We start from the raw sequence: 20,853 nt of genomic DNA on the forward strand, positions 1-20,853 counted from the left end.
TCCGATTACTCAGTCTCAAGACCCAGTGTAGCGTCTTTCTCCAGGGTCGGAATACCGGACTCCAGCCAGCGGGGCGCCGGCTCGTCCTTCAGATAGTGATCAAAGAACTGCTGCAGACGAATCTGCCAGTCCTCCCGATTGGCGAAGGTCGTGGGCCAGTGAGGCTCGCCTTCGTAGTTGATCAGCCAAGCAGGACGATCCAGCCGCCGCAGGGCGGTAAAGAGTTCAATGCCCTGCTCCCACGGCACCGCCCCATCCTCATCGTTATGCATCATCAGCAGGGGTGTATTGATCTGATCCGCCCGGAACAGGGGGGAGTTGTGCAGATAGAGCTCCTTGTCCTCCCACAGGGTGACGCCGAGCCGGCTTTGGGTCCGCTCATACTGGAACATGCGGCTCATGCCGGTGCGCCAGCGAATACCGCCATAGGCACTGGTCATATTGGAGACCGGTGCACCACCAGCGGCGGCCTTGAAGAAGTCCGTATGGCCCACCATGTAGGCGATCTTGTAACCGGCCCAGCTATGGCCCTGAATGCCTACGCGATCGGCATCAATCCAGGGCTCTTCGGCCAGGGCTCGGGTCTTGGGCATGATGGCCTCCAGGGCGCTGTCACCCGGATAGCCTTCCCGATACCAGATATCCGGTACGAAGACGATGTAATCGTTACTGTTATAGAACGTGGGAATGATCACCGAGCGATGGGCCTGGGGCGGCCGGTGACTATGCAGGGTATCCGAGGCCCGCTCGTAGAAATACACGATCATGGGGTATTCCTGCTCGGGATCGAAATCCTCCGGCTTGAACAGCAGGCCCTCGTGGGGCTTGCCGGTCTCGCTCTCCCAGGATACCTGTTCCACCTGCCCCCAACGGTAATCCGACTGCTGGGGGTTGGCCTCGCTAAGCTTGCGGGGCGATTCCAGACGATGATCCTCGGCTACCTGCAGGTCCGGGAACTCCTGGAAGCTCTCACGGGTAAACAGAATGGCATCACCGTCCTCCGCCCGCGCCAAAAAGTCATAACGATGGGCACTCATCACCTGCTCAACGGGCGAGGATTCGCCATCCAGGTCCAACTGGAAGAGACCATGGTCTCGGCTCTGTTCATCAAAGGCCGTGGCCAGCAGGGGCTGTTCCGGATCAATGTAATCCTCATCCTCCGGGAAGCTCAGCAGACGGAAATTCCAGTCCGCTTCCCGACCCTCGCCTGCGGTCAGGTTCCGGGCCTCGCCGGAAGCCGGGTCCACCCACCAAACATCATGGCGGTCATGCACCAGCACCGCTGCATCGTCTTTCACCCAGGCAATGTTGTCATAGGGCGGGTTGGGGAAGGGACGATCGTTGCGATGGCTATCCAGGCGGTAATCAATGGCCTGACCCAGGTCCGTGGCCTCGCGGCTGTCCAGGTCCAGAGCAAACCAGGTCTTCTGATCCCCGTCCCACCAGCTCACATGACCGGTGGCCGGCGACAGGGTCGGCTGCCACTGCACCGCCTTGAGGACCATCTCCGCTTCGCCGGAATCCACGTCAATAATCCAGGCATCGTAATAGCGGGGGAAGTCCCAGGAGATTTCCTTTTGATAGGGCAGATTGGACAGGCCCATAAAGACCGGGGCATCCCCGTCCATGGCCAATTCCACATCGGGGATTTCAGTCCGGCCCAACTGAACCAGGCGATTGTCATCCGCCAGATGGGCCACGGCCAGGTAGCTACGCTTTTGATCCTGCTCCAGCTCCTGATCCTGCATGGGCTGGAGACGGTCATCCTGCCAGTGCCAGACCTGGACCCCGACCTTTTCCTCGTCCAGCTTGTCCTCCTGATCCATCTCCTCGATGGGATCCGGGGCGGTGCCGAAGAACAGGCGCTCACCACTGTCGGAAAACTCAGGCCGGCGATGTTCACTCACATGCCAATCATCCCGGAGAAAACCGGACCCTTCGTCGGCCAGACGGCGAGTGTCACTGGCGTCCGCGGACCAGAGATGCAGGGAGCGGGCGGGCTCACTGCGATCTTCGTTCTCATCTTGCAGCCGGGCCAGAAAAGCCAGCTGCTCACCGGCCGGATCAAAAACCAGCCCCTCGTAAAGGCCTTCGCCCTGATAGGCCCAGGCGGAATCACCCTGGCTGTCCACTATCTTGACACCATCGCCCTCCCCATCCGGGGTGCGGATGGCCAAGGCAAGGCGATCTCCATTGGGAGACAGCGCGAAGTCGGCCACATGGTCGAAACGCTGCTTTTCACCGGATTCGAGATTCAGCAGGACCAGCTCCGTGCCCGGGTCCTTTTCATCGGCCCGCTGGTCTTCATCGTTCTCGTCATTGTTCTCTTCATCCTCTTCCGGCAGCGGCGGAGCGTGACGCCAGGCCAACCAACCGCCCGCTTCTTCCGGCAGGGCAAATTCCTCCACCCGGTCAAAGGTATGAAGCTGACCATCGTCTAGGCTCACCACCCCCAGGTCGGGCTTGGGGTGCTCCTCTTCCGGTTTCTCATCCAGACGGGCTTGACGCACCGCTTCCCGCTCAGGGGCAATGCGAAAGACCAGATGACGGCTGTCATGGCTGAAACGAGGGTCTTCGCCGCGCTCGATCTCGGTGGCCTCGCCACCATCGCTGGCACGATAAACCAGCGTGGCATCCCGTTCCTCGGGGGCCATGGACCAGGCCAGCCATTGGCCGTCCGGGCTCAGGCTCTGTTCCTTGATCTCCTGCCATTCGGTGTAGATGCTGTGATCCAACGCCTGCTTGGCAAGCAGTTGCAAGGGCAAGGCCAGCAGGGCCATTGTCAGAAGAAGCAGGGGCAAGCGGGTAAGCAACAACGGTTTTCTCTGAATCATCGGAAACCTTATTGGTTCTTGGTTGAGATGGATACTGTCGGAATAAGAAAGCTCTGCTTTGTGACGGTAATCCGGCCGCCGGGTTCAATGATCAGGCATGCCTCGTCGGACAAGCCTACTGCGGGGCCACGTCCCGGCGAACTTCCATGAACTCCGGCTCCAGACGCTCCCGGACCGCCTCGTTCATGGCGTCCGCGATGGATTCATCAGGGATGCCGCGCTCGATGGCCAGAAAATACTGTTCCCGGCTGGGCCATTCGGCATAGGCAATCCACAGGCCGTCCTCGCGCTGGTGCAAGCGTCCGCCCACCGCACCGAACAATTGCTGATACAGCGCCATCAGCGCCGACCAGTGACGGGCGAAATGCTCCTCCTGCTCGGGCTTGATCCGCCAGCGATAGAGAATCACGAAATTGGCTTCATTCATGCCGAGATCATACCTCCGGACAATAAACCATACGGGGCAGCCATTCAGCCAGCATGTCGTCCCTGAGTGCCAGTGACTGATCCATGAGTCTGGACTGGTGGAGCAGGGTTTCCGGCAAACGGCCCACAACCGGAACCGCCTCGACATGCAAATTGTCTCCCCCGTATGAGGATTAATCGTTATCCTAATGCAAGCCCCGATTGCCTGCTTGAACAAGGACGAACAAAGTGCCCCGAAACACCCTGACCCAATTGGCCCTCACCGGTCTACTGACACTGCTTCCCCTGAGCGGCCCACTGCATGCCATGGAGACCGAGGAATTCCAGGCCTGCCTGGCGGGCATTGAAAGCCAGGCCCGGAGCGAGGGAGTGTCCCAGAACATACTCAGCGAGAATCTGCGCACGGCACGCTGGCAGGAGCGGGTAATCGAACTGGACCGGCGCCAGCCGGAATTCACCACACCCTTTCACGAATACCTGAACCGGCGGGTAACGGACGACCGCGTGGAGCAGGGCCGGCGCCTGCTGGCGGAACACCGACCTCTGCTGGAGGAAATTGCCGAGCAATATGGTGTACCGCCCCAGTACCTGGTGGCCTTCTGGGGCCTGGAAACCAACTACGGCAGCTTCTTCGGCAATATGCGGGTGATTGACTCCCTCGCCACTCTGGCCTGCGACCAGCGACGCAGCGCCTATTTCACCACCGAACTCATCGCGGCCCTGCGCATCCTGGACAATGAAGCCATGGGAGCGGAAGAGATGGAAGGGTCCTGGGCCGGCGCCATGGGCCATGTCCAGTTCATGCCCTCGATCTTTTTGCAGTATGCCGTGGATTACGATGGCAGCGGCCAACGGGACCTGTGGGGCAGCGTACCCGATGCCATGGCCTCGGCGGCCAATTTTCTGCATGGAATCGGCTGGGAACACGGCTATCGCTGGGGCCGGGAAGTGGTCCTGCCGGATGATTTCGATTTCAGCCTGGCCGGCGGCGATGACCGCCTGTCACTGGAAGAATGGCGGCGCATGGGGGTTCGCATGACCAATGGCGACCGCCTGCCCGCGGTGGATATCGAAGCCCGTCTGCTGCTGCCCGCCGGCCATCGGGGCCCGGCCTTTCTGGTCTATGACAATTTCGATGTGATCATGCGCTGGAACCGTTCGGAGTATTACGCCCTGGCGGTGGGTCATCTGGCCAACCGTATCGCCGGCAGTGCTGGTCTGCACAACCCGCCCCCCACCGATACCCCGCGTCTGGATCGTGAGCAGGTCAAGACTCTGCAGGAAGGCCTCCAGTCGGCCGGCCACGATCCCGGCCCTGTCGACGGCATCCTGGGCCCGGCCACCCGCCGGGCCATCCGCGACTTCCAACGCGATGCCGACAAGGTCCCCGACGGCTTCCCCCATCCGGATGTGCTTGAGGCTTTTGATGTTGGGGAGAGTAGCTGAGCAAGCATTGCTCAGCGTTCTCACGGGTATTGGAACACGGAGATCACGGAGGGCCACGGAGAAACACGGAGAAGGTGAATTGTATTAACACCCTCCGTGATCTCCGTGGTCTCCGTGGTCCTCCGTGTGCTCCGTGTTAAAACACCAATGTCTAAACCGGCATCAAAAAGGCCACAGGTCCCAGGCCAGGCCGAACAGGGCCAGGGAGATCACACCCAGGGCCACGGCGGACAGGCCGATCATACCGGCCAGGGTGAAGCGCAGGCGGGTGCGGAACATTTGCACCAGCCCCGCCACGGCCACGATCAGGGCCAGCGGCGCCAGCCAGGCGAACCAGCCGGCCCAGGGTAGAAAGCCCAACAACAACAGCGCTTCGCTCAACTCGCTGCTGCGCCAGGCCGCCAGGCCCATACCCAGTAACCATCCCAGAATCAACACGGTGGAAGCGAAGATCAGAATGCGTCCGCCGCCGCCCTTGGGCCGGGGGGCCCGGTTGACCCGGCCGGCCAGCCAGCCGATGCCCAGGGTCAGAAAACCACCGCCAGCCAGAACCAGGGAACTGCCTGCCCAGGCCGCCTGCCCGGGCAGAGCCTCGGGCTCGGTCTCGCTCATCAATAGGCCGCGAATCACCGCATCGGTCTCATAGACCCGGGCCAAGTATTCGGCTTCCGATTCGCCCGACTCCACACAGTCCTCATCCAGCGGCGCATCGGGATCATCAAAAAAGTCGTTCATGAAATCCCCGGCGCAATCCACCGAGCGGGTGGGTCCATGTCCGGCATGGGGAAACTCCACATAACGGGCATTGCTCAGGCCATCCAGGATGTAACGTGCCAAGGGCGGCGGGGTAATGGGATCCCAGGCCCCATTGGCCACCACAATGGGCAGGTCACTCTGGGGCTGCTGGTAAAGACTCGGGTCCAGTCGACCCAGCCCCAGCTCCTCGCAGCGCTCGGCCATTTCCCGCTGGGCATCGGGATGACCGAAGGCCGGTGTCAGCACAGGATTGCGGCTCAGTTCCTCGGGCAGCAATCGCGCCTGCTCTTCCATGAATCCATCCAGGCAGCGCACCGCCGATCCCATCCCCATGCTGGATTGAACGCCGCCACTGGTATCGGCCACCGCCAGGGCGGTGAAGAAGTCCTTGTCCCGATCCTCCGCCGCCCGGCTCAGGCGATCCAGCAATGCCGGCAGAATAGGATGGTTGGACTGTTCATAAAGCAGGCTGAAGGGCATGCCCACCAGGGTGTTCTGAAACAGCCAGGCCTCGCCATCGGGATGGATATCACTCTCCGGGACGGTCACCTGAACCGGTGACTCATCCAGGGCCTGGATGGCATCGATGTAACGGGACGCCAGCCCGTCATAGGCCCGGGCACAGGCATCCTGCTCGTCACAGGCCTCGAACAGCTTGTCCAGATCACGCTGATACCAGCCGCCGATACGCATCAGATCGGTGAGATCCAAAGGCACAATGGCATCCAGCACCATGGCCCGGATGCCATCAGGGTCCTGTTCCAGCAGAGCCTGGCCCATGATGGAGCCGTAGGAAATTCCCCAGACATTCCAGTCCTCGTAGCCCAGCGCCATCCGCAAGGCCCGCACATCCCGGGCATTTTCGATAGTGTTGTAGGCAGTCAGATCCACCCCCCGGGCACGGGCCTTCTCAAAGCAGGCGGTAACCCGCTCGGCCATCACCCGGGAGGCATCCCGGAAATTGTCCTGAGCTGACAGCTCCGGATTGCGGCTGCTGAAGAAGGGACAAAAATCACCGGATTGACCAATGCCGCGATGCTCAAGGATATAAAGATCGCGGCGCTCGAGAATGGAATGATCCTTGAGGTTGCGGACATAGAGCGGTACCTGCACCCCGGGCCCACCGGTGAGATAAATCACCGGATCATCACGGATTTCCTCCTCGTCCTCCGCCGTGGAACGGATCCGGACGAAATGCAGTTCAATACTGCGGCTGTCCGGCACCGTGCGGTTCTCGGGCACCTCGATCAGACCGCATTCGACCTCCCCATGCTCATAGTCGATATCGCCCTTGAAGGGACAGGCCAGCGCGTCTACCTGCTCACTACGCAGCCATTCCCAATCACCCTCTGCCTGCGCCAGGACCTGACCCGGCAAGGCCAGCATGAACAACAGCAGCACTGGAACCGCCAGGCTGACACCGACTCGAATCCCCATGAAGACACCCTTTTCTTATAAGCGGAAAGCATCGACCATAGCGCAGTCCCCGCGCGAGGCAAAGCCCGCATACGGGGCAGCCGTTTGACGGAGCAGGCATACTGGCCCCATGCATACACTGAACTTCGACAATCGATTCCTTCGCGAACTGCCCGGTGAAACCCCCGAGCATTCCCACCCCCGAACCGTCAACGGCGTGCTCTACTCCCGGGTCGATCCCACCCCCGTGGCCGCGCCCAAGCTACTCAGCCATTCCCCGGAGATGGCCGAAGAACTGGGCCTGTCGGCTGAGGACATCAAAGACCCCGCCTTCGTCGAGGCGATGGCAGGCAACCGCCTGTTGCCCGGCATGGAGGCCTATGCCAGTTGCTATGGTGGGCATCAGTTCGGTCACTGGGCGGGGCAACTGGGGGATGGCCGGGCCATCGGCCTGGGCGAAGCCGTCAACCAGGCCAGCCAGCGCTGGGAGCTGCAACTGAAAGGCGCCGGGCCCACCCCCTATTCCCGCATGGCCGACGGCCGCGCGGTGCTGCGCTCTTCCTTGCGGGAATATGTCTGCAGCGAGGCCATGCATCATCTGGGGATTCCCACCACCCGGGCGCTCACCCTTTGCCTGACCGGGGAGTCGGTGGTCCGGGACATGTTCTATGACGGTCACCTGGAAGACGAGCCCGGTGCGGTGGTCTGCCGGGTCGCCCCCACCTTCACCCGCTTCGGGCACTTCGAAATGCTCTATGCCCGGGGCGAGATCGACTTGCTCAAGCGGCTCACCGACTTCACCATCCAGCGGGATTTCCCCGAGTTGGACCCCGAGGCCGAGGATCGCTACATCCAGCTGTTCCACACGGTCTGCGAACGCACCGCGGAACTGATCGCCCACTGGATGCGGGTGGGTTTCGTCCATGGGGTGATGAACTCGGACAATATGTCCATCACCGGGCTGACCATTGATTACGGGCCCTATGGCTGGCTGGAGGATTTCGACCCGGCCTGGACCCCCAACACCACCGATGCCCAGGGACGGCGCTACTGCTACGGCCGGCAGCCGGATATCGGTCGCTGGAACCTGCAATGCCTGGCCCGGGCCCTGTCACCCCTGATCAACGACCAGGACGCCATCCAGGCGGGGCTGGATCTCTACGAATCCCATTACGCCCGGCGCTTTCGCGAGATGAGCGCACAAAAGCTGGGCCTGGCCCAACTGGATGAAGACAGTGACATCCCCCTGCTGCAGGATCTATTCACCCTGCTGGAGAAGATGGAGCTGGATATGACGCTGTTCTTCCGCAAGCTGGCCGAGCTGGATAGTCAATCGCCGACGAACGATGTAGTGGCCGAAGCCGCCTACCGGCAAGATCTCTGGGAAGCCCACCAGGGGGAACTGACCGCCTGGCTGGACCGTTACGCGGAACGGATTCGCAGCCAGGAGGAGCCGTCTGAAAAGCGCATCCAGCGCATGAACACGGTCAATCCCTGCTATGTCTTTCGCAACTATCTGGCCCAGCAGGCCATCGATGCGGCCGAAGACGGCGACAGTGGCCCACTGGAGGAGTTGATGCAGGTTCTGCGACGGCCCTATGAGGCCCAGCCAGGCATGGAGGCCTATGCCCAACGCCGCCCCGAATGGGCCCGCCACAAGGCCGGCTGCTCCATGCTTTCCTGCAGTTCCTGATCACCCACGTCTGCCGAGGCATCCAGAACTATCTACCGAGGCAATCCAAACGAAGCCAGAGCCAGCTCACCCCGTCCAGACTTTCAGCCTGGAGGATCGAGCGCATGGTGGGATGTTCCAGGGCTGTGCGCGACAGGGATGTCGCGCCCAGAGCGTCTCAGGGATGGATTCACAGCGTCCCTGGAACATCCCACCATGTGATCGAGCCGTGAAGCCCTGAAAGAAACCCATTCCCATCGGCTGGCTAAACTTAACTCGCCCTCAAACGATCGGACCTGAATAAGCAGTAACGCGCGGCAACTGTAAAGATTGTTCAGTGTTTCCATTGGGCAAATTGAGGCAATGTACCATTAGGCGGCTAAGGGCTTTTCCGGCCACAGCCAGCTGAGGGTGTTGATTTCTGTTTAAACTTCACGGCTCGAGTACAGGGTGGAACTGTCCAGGGACGCATGGACCCATCCCTGGGGCTCTGGGCGCGACATCCCTGTCAGGGCCACTCGCCAAGGTCCAGACGCGCTCGCAGCCTCCCGAATTAAAGCAGTGGTAGGGGTGAGCTGGCTTTGGCTTCGATCAGCGTGCTGAAATAGAGAAGATGGAGCTAGTCACTAGTGCCATGCTCAAGCGAGTTTTCTGAAAGGTAATACATAAAAAAAGCCCGCCATTTGGCGGGCTTTTTTGTAGTGAGTGATCAACGAGAATCAGCAATCGTCGATGCGCTCACCTTCAGTAACCACATGCAAGGTCATTTCCCCCATGGGGCCTTCCATCTTGCCGTCCATGGTGCCGCTCATGGTCTCGCCCATGAAGGACGCTTCCGAATCCATGGTGACAGTCATGCCCACCTCCGGCTCTTCGCAGACCATGGAATAACTCATGCCACCACTGGAAAGATCCAGGTTGGAAACCTCACAGTTATCCATATCCTCCAGCAGAAAATCCGGATCGGCCAGATCCTCCTCGGTCACACACTCCTGATAAGTGTTCTCTTCCTCAGGGATCTCCATGGGGCCGCCTTCCATGGTGGTGGTATTGGTGAATGACCACAGACCGGCCTCCAGATTGGGCTGCTCCGCCAGGGCTGCCATGGGTAGCGACAAAGCCAGGGCCAACAGTGTGGTCAGACAGACGTTTTGATTGGCTTTCAACATGGGTTCCGACTCCCCTTCTTTCACTGAATGTAACAAGCAGTCTATCGCTTTCCGGGAAAGATCGCCTCCCCCTCATACGGGGGAGGGCTCAAACCACCAGGGGCTCCGGCTCCAGGATCACGCCGAACCGGGCCTCCACGGCCGCCTGAATCGCCTGCGCCAGGGCCCAGAGTTCGGCACCAGTGGCACCCCCCCGGTTGATCAGCACCAGGGCATGGCGATCGGATACGGCCGCCTTCCCCTGCTGGTGTCCCTTGAAACCACAGGCTTCGATCATCCAGGCAGCAGACAGCTTGACGCCCTGCCCGGTCTCGAAACCGGGCAGCTCGGGATGGCGCGCCTTGAGTGTGTTCGCCTGCTCGTGGCTGACCTGGGGGTTTTTGAAAAAACTGCCGACATTGCCAATCTCCGCCGGGTCCGGCAACTTGCTGCGCCGAAGGGCTTCGATGACATCGGCCACCTGGCTGGCGCTAGGCTGCTCAATTCCCTTGTCGGCCAGTGCTTCCCGTACCCCGGCATAATCCAGCACCCGCTCCCTTTGATAAGGCAGACGAAAGGCCACATGGGTAATCAGGTAACGGTCCCGGTGACGCTTGAAGATCGAATCCCGATAGGCGAAGTCACAATCGGCCGGGGCCAGTGTCCGAAAGGCCGCCTGCTGGCAATCCCAGACACGAACCGCGTCGATGAAATCCGCCACTTCCACCCCGTAGGCGCCGATGTTCTGCATGGGGGCCGCGCCCACCGACCCCGGAATCAGGATCAGGTTCTCCAGGCCCTCAAAACCCTCGGCCAGGCTCCATCGCACAAACCCATCCCAGTTCTCACCGGCCCCCACCCACAGTCGTTCCCCGGTGTCATTCAGTGGCCGACGTTGAATGCCGCGCTCGGCCATGCGGACGACCAGGCCGGGGAAATCGCCGGTGAACAGCAGATTACTGCCTCCGCCCAGAACCAGGCGGGGCAATCGCGCCAGGACTGGGTCGTTCAACAAGCCCGGTAACTGACCGGCTGCATCCACCACCGCCAGATACTGGGCCCGGGCCGACACCCCGAAGGTATTCAGCGCCGCCAGATCAGCGGCCCGGATCAATCTGGGTGCGGGCGGTGGTGTCGATTCGGGGGCGAAGCCCGGGGTATCCGGCATAATGGTGACTGGCTGCTGGGGTTCGGTGGCCGATGATGCTACAAGGCGGCGTTTTTTGCCACTCAAACACGTTTAGGGATGAGGCAATATGCAAGAGGAACGATTGACACGACTGGAAGAGAAGCTGGCACACCAGGAAGCCCATATCCTCTCATTGAACGATACGCTCTATCAGCAGCAGACCGAGCTGGCGGCCCTGCGTCGGCGACAGGAGGAACTGCTGGCGCAGGTGGAACAGCTCAGAAACCATCCAGGCACGGGCAGCGAAACCGGTGGCGAGCCGCCACCGCCCCACTACTGATCCACGGGGTCGAGTCGCTCGTGATCGGCTTCCACCACCCGATCACGACCCGCCCCCTTGGCCTCATAGAGGGCCTCATCCGCCAGACGGTGCATGGCTCGCACACTCAGATCTTCACCGGCCTCAACCAGACCGAAGCTAAGGGTGATCTGCAATCGTTGGCCGTCATAGCTGAGCGGCTCCAGTTTTCGACGAAAACGGTGAATCCGGGCCAGCGTCCCTTCCCGGTTCCAAGCGGGCAGGGCCAGGGCAAACTCCTCGCCGCCGACCCGGCCAATCACGGCATCTTCACCGAAGACCCGGTGGAACAGGGCCGCCACTTTGCGCAGGGCGCCATCCCCGGCGGCATGGCCGTGGGTATCGTTGAACTGCTTGAAATGGTCGATATCGGCCAGCACCAGGACAAATCCCTGCTCATCGGCCCGGGCTTCATCCAGCGCCTGCTGGGCACAAGCAAAGAAATGACTGTGATTGAGCAGGCCGGTGAGACTGTCTCTTTCGGACAAGCGGCGAAAATGCCGGCGCTCGCGACTGGAGCGCATCAACAAGACAAAGAGCATGACACTGACCACCGCCGTGGCCGCATACCCCAGGCCCATGAACAACCGACGCTGTCGCTGGGTGGTAGCTTCCAGGTCGGCCACCCGGGCCTGCTCCCGAAGCAATTCCAGTTCCTGACGCTGGATCTCGGTTTCAAAGGCCGTGCGCAGGTAGGTCCGACGTAGATCCCGCTCGCGCTCCTCCCATTCAATGCGGATCTCGCGGGCACGGCGGTAATACTGGGCCGCGCTTTCATGATCCCGGCGGGCCTCGGCCAGCTCAGCCGCCGCAATCAGGGCCCGCTCCAAATCCATCAGATCCCCCCGGGCCTCCAGGGTCTCGATGGTGCCGTCCAGCAATCCTTCGGCTTTCTCCAGTTCGCCCATTTCAATCAGCATCTCAGCCCGGTCCAGATCCACAACGATCATGCCGCGGGCGAATCCCAATTCTCCAATCGCCTCCCGAGCCTGGGCCAGCACCACCAATGCCTGGGCCCACTCCCCGCGATCCCGGTATAACAGGCCCCGCTTGCGAATCATGGCGGCCCCGAAGAGTTCGTCATTGGCCGCTTCACAGGTCCGTTCCGCATCACTGATGGTGGCATGACGGGCGATCCAGCCTCGGGTTTCGGTCTCGGCATTGCTCAATCGTTCCAGCTCCACGCAGAGTTCTCGCCGGTTGCCGGTCTCTCGGGCCATGGCCACCGCCTGGTCACCAAAGCGGGTGGCCTGCTCATATTCCCCCATGCGGGTATAGATCATGGCCGCATGACCATAGATTCGGGCGCGCGGGGCGGGGTCATCCACCACATCCAGCAAGTCCAGACCATGTCCGAGGTGCTCAAATGCCTTGGCATAGCGGCCAATATTCATGGCCAGGTTGGCCGTCAGGGAATGCACATCAAGACGAAGGGCGTCCGTGGGAGCCTGCTCAAGCAGCTCTTCCAGCATTGCCAGACCACGGTCTTCATTCCCGCCGATGGCGGCGTTACGAGCGCGAATCAGCCCCGCCCGAACCTGCAAGGCCGGATCCGCCTCCGCCAATTGCGGGGCCAGGGCATCCAGGCGTTCCTCGGTGGCCTGCCAGTCTCCGGTCACGCTTTGCGCTTCCAGGGATGTCAGTTCCGCCTCCAGCGATTCGGCGGCAAGGCTTGGAAAGGAGACCACGGACAGCAAGAGGCCCAAAGTCATTACCTGCCAGGACTGGACGGCGATCTTCCGCCATCCCTGTGCGTTGCTTTCTGCCTGCATAAACCGATTCCTGATCCATGGAGTCTTTCAGGCTTAGCAGCCTGGGCAGTTATTGTCCATTGATCACCCGACCACCGGTGGCAATCAGGAGACCCGGGCCGTCCCGGCCTCACACTTGAGGCTTTGCCGATCCTCCTCACCGGCCAGCGCCCGACGAACGGCCGGGTCTTTTGCCGGGGCATGGATCGGCGGAATCACCAGGGTGGTGTATTCCTGGTAGCGGGCCTGGGGCAAGGCCGCCAGCGTCATACGCTCCGCCCGGCAGGCCTCCAGCGGCAGCTGGGCGGCTTCATAGAGCAGCACGGGGGTGTCCGGCGGATACCAGCGTTCAAGCTTTTCAATCAGCAAAGACAAGCCGCGCGGATCGGCATGAAAACGTCGGCAGTCCAGATCCCCGGCCAAGGCCACCTGCCAGAGGATCAGCAATGCCGCAGGATTGATCACATGTTCATAGACCAGAAAATGGGTGGCTTCCAGTGACTGAACCCCATGGTTGCCCGGGTCCAGGCCCAAATCGGCGTAGAGGCAGGCCTCGGCGGAAATCCCCGGCAGCATGCGGGCCCGGTGACCCGCCGCCCGAGCCTCCCGGATAGCCCGGTGGGGCGCATCGGCAAACACCCCCGGGTGGCCATAAAACACGGCACAGACCCGATACCCCTGATACACCGGGGCCATGATGGCGGCCTGCATCTCCCGATAGGTGTCACGACGATCCTTGTTCTCGCCGTAGTAATCGTTCAGAGGCCGCGTGTCGGGCCGATGCTGGCAGAGCCAGTCCAGCATATAGGCATCAGTGAGGCAAAAGACCACATCGGCGGCCTCGATCTCGGAGAGGGTCCGCTCACTGAGATCACGGCCCAGCTGTATACCACTGCCCACCACCACCAGCTCACCCGCTTTCATCAAGGGCACTCCTGATTCGTGACACCAGAGCCGGAAAGTCCACCGGCTTGACTTCATAAGCATCGCAGCCGGCATTCATGGCCGCCTCCCGGGTGGCCCGCGAGGCATCCGCCGACACGGCAATGATGGGGATATGCCGAATGGAGCGATCCGCCCGAATCATGCGAACCGCCTCGATACCCGACAGCCGCGGCAGATTGAGGTCCATGAGGATCAGATCCGGACAATGTGCCCGGGCCATGTCCAACCCCACCTGGCCATCCTCCGCCGCCAACAGATCAAAGCCCTCCATACCCAAATATTCCAGCATGAGCTCCCGGTTGATCCGATTATCCTCCACCACCAACAACCGGGGGCCCGCCGCCGATGCTGCCAGCCCCTGATTCGAATCACACTCGGCGGCCGCGAGCTCGGGGCTTCGGGGCAGGGTCACCACAAAATGACTGCCCTGCCCCGGCTGGCTGCTCACCGAGATTTCCCCGCCCAAGGCCTGGCAGAGACCCCGGGTTACCGACAGACCCAGACCGGTGCCGGCGTAATGGCCCTGATGCTGATCATCCCCCCGGTGAAAGGCATCAAAGATCCGTTCCTGCTCGGATTCGGAAATGCCGATACCGGTATCCCGCACCTGAAACTGAATGGTTTCCACCGCATCTGCTCGCCGATTGCCCGGCTGAACAAGCAACTCCACATGACCGCCACGGGTGAACTTGCCGGCATTGGACAGGAGATTGAACAGGATCTGGCGCAACTTGACCGGATCACTTTCCATTTCATCCAGCTGCGGATCACAGGACACATGCAGGCGATTACCATTGTCCTCAAGCTGGGGCCGGACAATGGCGGCGGTGTCCTCGATAAATTCCTTGAGTACGATGGATTCGGTCTCTCCCGAGCGCCCCCCGCCCTCCACCGTGGAAAGTTCCATCAAACCCTCCAGCAAGGAGAGCAGGTGTTCCCCTGAGGATCGAATATGGTCCACGGCAGCAAGGCCATCCTGGGACGGTTCCCGGGCCAGTCCCCGCCCCAGTTTCTGGCTATAGCCGATGATGGCATGGAGCGGCGTGCGCAATTCATGGGAGATGCGGGAAAGAAACGCCGCTTTTTCCTGATTGGCCCGCTCGGCCTGTTCCGCGCCCCTTTCCAAGGCCGTGGCGGTGGCCCGAAGCTGCCCCATGGCCTGCTCGGCTCGATGTCGTTCACTGTTCAGATCTTCGGCCTGCTGGGAGCGGCTGAGCGCCGAGGCCACATGGCGACGTATCCGGCTCAATCGCTCCACGTCGGCCGGAGACAGTCGGGGACCTCGCCCCCCTTCACAGGCGAACAGCATCACCCCATCGATCTCATCCTCCCCCGGGATGGTCAGAGCCACCAGCGGCAGGCTCGACGGCCAGGGGTCCGACCCGGAAGGGGAGCCTTCCTGGGTGAAACCCTCGCAGTAATATAAGCCCTCGGCCAGGAATTCGGATGCCTCAAGCTGCTCCAGCAAGGCATGATCCGGCGCCGGGGTCGCTACGATGGGCCGGGCCACGCTGCCGGCGTTAACCAACACTCGGAAACGCCGGTGCCGCCAATCCCGCACCAGCATTTCGCCATAATCCACCGTTACCATGGTATCCAGGGACCAGCGCAACAAGGGCGACAGGACCTCCTGCAGGGAATGTTGCTGGTTAATCCGGCGAATCAACTGCCCCAGGGTTTCCAGCTCCCGGTTACGCCGCTCCACCGCGCGCTGCGTGCGGCGCTTGAGCCGGTAACGGTTGTAGATCAGCCCCGCTACCAGCAACAGGAAACCGCTACCCACCAGGGCCCGATCACGCAGCAGGGCATCCCGGCGCCCCTCTTCTTCCAACAAGGCCAGGGTCTGCTCCTGGTTCAGTCGTTCAAACTGGGCCTGGTGGTAGGCGGCCTGGATAGCGAGCTCCTGTTCCTTGCGCCGGTCCAGGGCGGCATCGGCGGCCTGCTGCCAGCCCAAAGCCTGGCGATAACGTCCCCGGGACTCGGACAGCCCGGACAGCAATTCGCTGACCTCTTGCTGATTATGCCAGCGGCGCTGGACAGCCAGCCGTGGCAAGATATCCAGCAGCAATAGTTCCGCCTCATCGGCCATGTCACTTGCCACCAAGACGCGGGCCAAAACCAAGCGTGTTTCCAGGATGCCGTCGGCAAAACCGGTGGCTTCCACCTCAGCCAGAGCCTGGCGAAGCGTCCCAATGGCCTCATCCAGCCGCCCCTGCTGAAAGAGATATTTGCCAATCATCTGCCGCGCTACCGCCGCGAACACCGGAGAGCCGGCCTGCTGGCAAACCGACAGGGCTTCTCGGGCATCGGCCTCCAACATGGCAGGGGGATAAGACCTCTCCCGAGCGCCCGTTCGCTCCATCAGCGCATCACAGATGCGCTGACCATCGCCGCTTTGCCGAGCCGCCTCTACCGCCTGCTCGGAAAATTCCAGCGCCCGTCCATACTGGTCCAGGTTTCGATATAGAAAGGTGGCCCCGCCCATAAAATGGGACCGGATAAAAGCATCCTCTACCTCGGCCAACAAGGCCTGTCCGGCCAACAGCTCGCGAAAGGCGTTCACATAATCGCCACGCATAATATTCAGCTGCACCGACCGGCTATGAAGAAACACAGTCGTCGCTGGATCCAGTTCCCGTTCAAGAGCCCGCTTCAGCAGAACCAACCCTTCATCCACCTGGCCGGCCAAGGCCCGAACACGGGCCTCCATGCCGTCCAGATAGGACTGTTGCTGGGGAGATAATGACGGGTAGGTATGACGAAACTCATCAATCAGCACCTGGGCTTCCTGCCAGGGCACCGCATGGGTCAAGGCATCCAGTTCCTCAAGAGCCTGATCCAAGGTCTCATTCTCCTCCGCATTCAGCGGAGAAGAATAAGGCATCAAGAAAAGCAGCAGTACTGCCACCAGTATTAGGCGTATCATCCATGCACGCTCTCAATAATCCGAGGATCCCTCACTACAGCAGCCAGAGTCCGACAACGCAAGTCAGCGGATGGGGAAGGAATCAGCTATTCGTCATAGGAACTGACGGTAGTATTGCTCAGTGAGGCCGTCGTGCTACCGGATAGTGACTTGATCTTTTCAATATCCTGGTCCCGCAAGGCTTGACGTTCTTCTTCAGTGAGACGATAGCGCTCCATCACCGATTCCGGGTCTTCCTGGTAAGCCTTCTCGAGTTTCGCATCACTGCCCAGATCCCGCAGCAATTCATTCAATCCTGACATGCCATCTCTCCTTTTTATTACTGCTTGCTCGATAACGTAAAAGTCTATCAGCGGCCATCATAGTCCAGATGCGGCGTTTTAGCAGCCCCACTGTCGCTTAGGGTAGAACTCACCGCAATTTTCTCTTGATTGGCGGCGAGGAAATCGGCCACCGATTGCTGTAAAATGTGGCCGTCATCCTCCCGTCCGGACACCGCCACCTGCCTCGGTCACAGGATGGGTGCGCGCGTCGTGTCGCCCAAGCTAATCAGGATTTGACCTTGTTCGCCAGCAAGCAGCTCAAGCAGATCTACGGCCGCCGTCGCCTGCCCTTCATCGCCCGCGCCCACTACCCCCGGGAAATCCGCTCCTGGGCACTGCTGGCCTTTGCCCTGGGCGCGGTGGAAGGGGGCGTGGCCGGGGTGATCGTGCAGAACGCCTTTGCCGGGGAGGTCTCGGGTTTCTGGCTGAGCGTGGCGGTGGCCCTGGTGACCGGCGCGCCCCAGCTGGCCAATATCTTCAGCTTCCTGTGGGCCTGGGGCAGCCAGGGCAAGGACAAGATCCGCTTCCTGCTGCTGGTCCAGGCCGCCTGTGTGCTCTGCCTGCTGGTCATCGCCGCCTCCCCCATTAATGCCATGGGGCTGGTGATGATGACCATGGGGGTGATCGCCGCCCGGGTCTGCTGGTCCGGGGTGACCACCATCCGCTCCACGGTCTGGCGGGCCAACTACCCCCGGGAACTGCTGGCCTATATGACCGGCCGGCTGGTGACCTTCGCCTCCCTGATCATGGGCAGCGTGGGCATTGTGCTGGGCCTGGCCATGGACCAGAACGAGAATGCCTTTCGCTACATCCTGCCGGGCCTGGCCCTGATCGGCATGGTGGGCGCACTCAATTACGGCCGGCTGCGGGTACGGCGCCATCGCAAGCTGCTGCGGGATGAACTGGCCGCCCGGGAGAAGATGATGAATCCCTTCTCCTCCCTGGGAATTCTCAAGGAGGACGGCCGCTTCCGGCATTACATGGGGCTGATGATGGTCTTCGGCAGCGGCAACCTCATGCTCAAGGCCCCGCTGATCGTGATCCTGGCCGAGCAGCTGCAGTATTCCCAGTTCCAGCAGATGATGGTGACCGGCTCCATCCCCCTGCTGGTGATGCCCTTCTGCGTCCCGCTCTGGGCCCGCATGCTGGATTCGCGGCATGTGGTCCATTACCGGGCCCGGCAAAGCTGGGGCTTTGTGATCGCCTTCACCGTACTGGCCCTGGCCGCCATCACCGCCTGGATGCCGCTGATGTGGATCGGCTCGGCCCTGTATGGCGCGGCCATGGCCGGCGGGATCCTGGGCTGGAACGTGGGCCACCACGACTTCGCCCCGGTCTCCAAGGCCTCCCAGTACATGGGGGTGCACGTGAGCCTGACCGGCATCCGGGGCCTGATCGCCCCGCTGCTGGGGGTGGGCCTGTATCAACTGGCGGTCCACTTCGCCCCCGACTACAGCCGCTGGGTCCTGATCCTACCCCTCATCCTGGTCACCCTCGGGGCGCTGGGCTTCGTCCACATGTCCCGCAGCATGCGCCGCGAGGCCGCCAGACAGGCCTGATAGCAAACCCGTGGCTGGATTAGAGCTGGGACTATTAAACGCAGAGAACCCAGAGAATCCGCCGCACGCCCTATCGCGAATGAATTCGCTCCTACGGAGATACCTCACCCGTAGGAGCGGATTCATCCGCGATCCACGTCAGAACCCCGGCAGGACCGGGCCGAAGGTGACCGCCAGGATCAGGACCACGGCGGCGGCGGCCAGCAGCTTGAGGAAAAGGGAAAAGGCGAACTTGAACCAGGCCCCGTAGGACACCCCGGCAATCCCCAGAATCCCCATCAGCACCGCATTGGTGGGCACGATCATATTGGCGAAGCCATCACCGAACTGATAGGCCAGCACCGCCACCTGTCGGCTCACACCCACCAGATCCCCCACCGGCGCCATCAAGGGCATGGTCACAAAGGCCTGGCCGGAGCCGGAGGGAATAAAGAGGTTCAAAATACTCTGGATGATGAGCATGCCCACCGCCGAGAACTGGGGCCAGAGATGGCTAAGCGGCTGGGACAGACCATGGACGATGGAATCCAGGATCTGGCCATCCTCCATGATCAAGGCGATACAGCGGGCAAAGCCCACCAGCAGGGCGGTGGTCACCAGCTCCATGGCCCCCTGAATGAAGCGGGCGGCGGCATCGTCGGCGCCGAGTCGGCCGACAATGGCTGAAGCGACGCCGAAGACCAAGAAGGCTGCCCCCATCTCCGACAACCACCAGCCCTGGCTGGCAATGCCCCAGACGGTCAGGCCGATGGTGGCCAGGAAGAGCAGCAGGATCAGGCGATGGCGCAGATTCAGCTGTGGGTATTCGGCCGGAGGCTCACCCTGTTCCGGCACTTCCAGGCCCTTGACCAGGGAACGATTGGGGTCGGCCTGGACCTGCATGGCATAGCGATAGACGTGATGCACACCGATCAAGACAAAGGGAATCAATATCGCTGCCCGGAACCAGGCCGCCGAATAGATGGGCACCTCGGCAATGCTCTGGGCGATCACCACGGTAAAGGGATTGAACACCGCCACCCCGTAGCCGATCCCGTAACCGCAGATGGTCACCGCCACCGCGGTCATGGCATCCAGTCGCATGGCCCGGCACAGGGCCACCAGAATGAGGACAAAGGGTATGTACTCCCCGGCGGTGCCGATACTCCCCGAGGCCAGGGCAAAGCAGAAGATCACCATGAAGATGAGCGTGCCGGGCTTGTCCCCGAAGCGCTCCAGCATTCGTCCGATCAGAGCATCCACCGTGCCCGTGGCCCGCACCACCGCCAGTACCCCGCCGATGATGAGCACGAAGAAGATAATGTCCTGGGCTGCGGCCATGGCCCGGGGAACGGCCACGAACATATCCCAGGGAGTGAGCACCTCCCGTTCGGCGGCCAGCTCGAAGGTGCCGGGCACCACCACCTCCAGCTCCTGGCCTTCCTCGGTGACCCGCGTCTCGCGCTCGAAATTCCCCTGGGGCACCACCCAGGTCAGCACCAGCGCAATGAAGATCATCACCGACAACAGCGTCAATGTATGCGGCACTCGCAGACGAAAACCCATGACACACTCCCGAGATTCGAATGCGGGGCATTGTAGCGGAAGATTCAAAAGAACGCCGTAGGAGCGAATTCATTCGCGATCAACGAGACTTCTATCATGGCTCCAAAGGTCTATCCTCGTCCCCGCCTTCCACCCATACCGCATCCCAATATGGCCATTGCCCAATATCCTCCACCAAGCCAGCCCGCAAAGGATTAGCGACGATGTAACGGGCCACCGCCCGAAGGTCCGGTTCTTCACGAATGGCCCAGTCATGGAAGCCGGGCTGCCATAAGCGCCCCCGGCGACCGAGGTGCTTGTTGATACGGTAGCCGGAACGAGCCTTGACCTGCTTGACCACACCGGACAGGTCGTCAACCTGACCCAGGCGAATCAGCCAATGAAAATGATCCGGCATGATGACGTAGGTGATGGTGCGGGCCTTGCGTTCCTCCTGGACAAGCCGGAATTCATTCACGATCAGGCGGGCGGTAGCGAGGGTGTCGAGTATCGGGGCCCGCTGCCAGATGCAGGCGGTGATCATATAGACCTGTCCCGCCAAGGAGCAGCGGCCCTTGCGCAGGAGTCGGGCGCCTCCGAATGCCCTTTGCATGGTTCCCTCCTGGTTTTTTCGTCCTTG

Annotated in this window: 16 protein-coding genes; 4 read left to right on the forward strand and 12 right to left on the reverse strand. The window is 61.5% G+C overall.

Annotation, left to right across the window (positions count from 1 at the left end):
* Positions 1–5: 5 nt before the first annotated feature.
* From J2T60_RS09080 to J2T60_RS09090, 3 genes are all read right to left on the reverse strand, one after another.
* On the reverse strand, positions 6–2,834 hold the full coding sequence (locus tag J2T60_RS09080; RefSeq protein ID WP_253448716.1) for a S9 family peptidase: 2,829 nt from the start codon (positions 2,832–2,834) through the stop codon (positions 6–8).
* Between the two features lie 115 nt (positions 2,835–2,949).
* Positions 2,950–3,261: an ABM domain-containing protein gene (locus J2T60_RS09085; protein ID WP_253448718.1), complete on the reverse strand. Its 312-nt coding sequence runs from the start codon at positions 3,259–3,261 to the stop codon at positions 2,950–2,952.
* Between the two features lie 7 nt (positions 3,262–3,268).
* On the reverse strand, positions 3,269–3,412 hold the full coding sequence (locus tag J2T60_RS09090) for a hypothetical protein (RefSeq protein ID WP_253448720.1): 144 nt from the start codon (positions 3,410–3,412) through the stop codon (positions 3,269–3,271).
* A 76-nt stretch (positions 3,413–3,488) separates the two neighbouring features.
* Here J2T60_RS09090 and J2T60_RS09095 point away from each other — a divergent pair, with 76 nt between their 5' ends.
* Positions 3,489–4,706: a lytic murein transglycosylase gene (locus J2T60_RS09095; protein WP_253448722.1), complete on the forward strand. Its 1,218-nt coding sequence runs from the start codon at positions 3,489–3,491 to the stop codon at positions 4,704–4,706.
* 162 nt (positions 4,707–4,868) lie between these two features.
* On the opposite strand, the gene J2T60_RS09100 is transcribed toward J2T60_RS09095, so the two are convergent.
* On the reverse strand, positions 4,869–6,899 hold the full coding sequence (locus J2T60_RS09100; protein WP_253448724.1) for an alpha/beta fold hydrolase: 2,031 nt from the start codon (positions 6,897–6,899) through the stop codon (positions 4,869–4,871).
* Positions 6,900–7,008: 109 nt separating this feature from the next.
* Between J2T60_RS09100 and J2T60_RS09105 the strand changes: the two genes are divergently transcribed.
* Positions 7,009–8,571, forward strand: a complete 1,563-nt coding sequence (locus tag J2T60_RS09105; RefSeq protein WP_253448726.1) for a protein adenylyltransferase SelO — start codon at positions 7,009–7,011, stop codon at positions 8,569–8,571.
* A 698-nt stretch (positions 8,572–9,269) separates the two neighbouring features.
* Here J2T60_RS09105 and J2T60_RS09110 read toward each other — a convergent pair.
* Both J2T60_RS09110 and murB read right to left on the reverse strand, forming a co-directional pair.
* The gene (locus J2T60_RS09110; RefSeq protein WP_253448728.1) at positions 9,270–9,719 is read right to left on the reverse strand and encodes a DUF3617 domain-containing protein; all 450 of its coding nucleotides are present in this window, start codon (positions 9,717–9,719) and stop codon (positions 9,270–9,272) included.
* An 88-nt stretch (positions 9,720–9,807) separates the two neighbouring features.
* Positions 9,808–10,866, reverse strand: a complete 1,059-nt coding sequence (gene murB, locus J2T60_RS09115) for a UDP-N-acetylmuramate dehydrogenase (RefSeq protein ID WP_253448731.1) — start codon at positions 10,864–10,866, stop codon at positions 9,808–9,810.
* Positions 10,867–10,954: 88 nt separating this feature from the next.
* Here murB and J2T60_RS09120 point away from each other — a divergent pair, with 88 nt between their 5' ends.
* The gene (locus J2T60_RS09120; protein ID WP_253448733.1) at positions 10,955–11,167 is read left to right on the forward strand and encodes a SlyX family protein; all 213 of its coding nucleotides are present in this window, start codon (positions 10,955–10,957) and stop codon (positions 11,165–11,167) included.
* On the opposite strand, the gene J2T60_RS09125 is transcribed toward J2T60_RS09120, so the two are convergent.
* The 4 genes from J2T60_RS09125 to J2T60_RS09140 form a co-directional block, all read right to left on the reverse strand.
* The gene (locus tag J2T60_RS09125; protein ID WP_253448734.1) at positions 11,161–12,957 is read right to left on the reverse strand and encodes a GGDEF domain-containing protein; all 1,797 of its coding nucleotides are present in this window, start codon (positions 12,955–12,957) and stop codon (positions 11,161–11,163) included. The two genes, J2T60_RS09120 and J2T60_RS09125, sit on opposite strands and share 7 nt — an antisense overlap.
* An 84-nt stretch (positions 12,958–13,041) precedes the next feature.
* Positions 13,042–13,860: an SAM-dependent methyltransferase gene (locus J2T60_RS09130; protein WP_253448736.1), complete on the reverse strand. Its 819-nt coding sequence runs from the start codon at positions 13,858–13,860 to the stop codon at positions 13,042–13,044.
* Entirely contained in the window at positions 13,847–16,807 is a 2,961-nt protein-coding gene (locus J2T60_RS09135; protein ID WP_253448738.1) for an ATP-binding protein, read from the reverse strand. Before J2T60_RS09135 ends, J2T60_RS09130 begins: the two co-directional genes overlap by 14 nt.
* Before the next feature lie 86 nt (positions 16,808–16,893).
* Positions 16,894–17,109 (reverse strand): hypothetical protein, encoded by a 216-nt coding sequence (locus J2T60_RS09140; RefSeq protein WP_253448740.1) that lies wholly within the window; start codon positions 17,107–17,109, stop codon positions 16,894–16,896.
* 260 nt (positions 17,110–17,369) lie between these two features.
* On the opposite strand from J2T60_RS09140, the gene J2T60_RS09145 reads away from it, so the two are divergent.
* The gene (locus J2T60_RS09145; RefSeq protein ID WP_253448757.1) at positions 17,370–18,689 is read left to right on the forward strand and encodes an MFS transporter; all 1,320 of its coding nucleotides are present in this window, start codon (positions 17,370–17,372) and stop codon (positions 18,687–18,689) included.
* Between the two features lie 138 nt (positions 18,690–18,827).
* Here the strand turns inward: J2T60_RS09145 and J2T60_RS09150 are convergent, their stop codons facing one another.
* Together J2T60_RS09150 and J2T60_RS09155 are read right to left on the reverse strand one after the other, a co-directional pair.
* Positions 18,828–20,234, reverse strand: a complete 1,407-nt coding sequence (locus tag J2T60_RS09150) for a YfcC family protein (RefSeq protein WP_253448760.1) — start codon at positions 20,232–20,234, stop codon at positions 18,828–18,830.
* 94 nt (positions 20,235–20,328) lie between these two features.
* Positions 20,329–20,826 (reverse strand): REP-associated tyrosine transposase, encoded by a 498-nt coding sequence (locus J2T60_RS09155; RefSeq protein ID WP_253448763.1) that lies wholly within the window; start codon positions 20,824–20,826, stop codon positions 20,329–20,331.
* Between the last annotated feature and the right edge of the window lie 27 nt (positions 20,827–20,853).

Origin of the sequence: Natronospira proteinivora, assembly GCF_024170465.1 — a bacterium.
GTDB lineage: Bacteria > Pseudomonadota > Gammaproteobacteria > Natronospirales > Natronospiraceae > Natronospira > Natronospira proteinivora.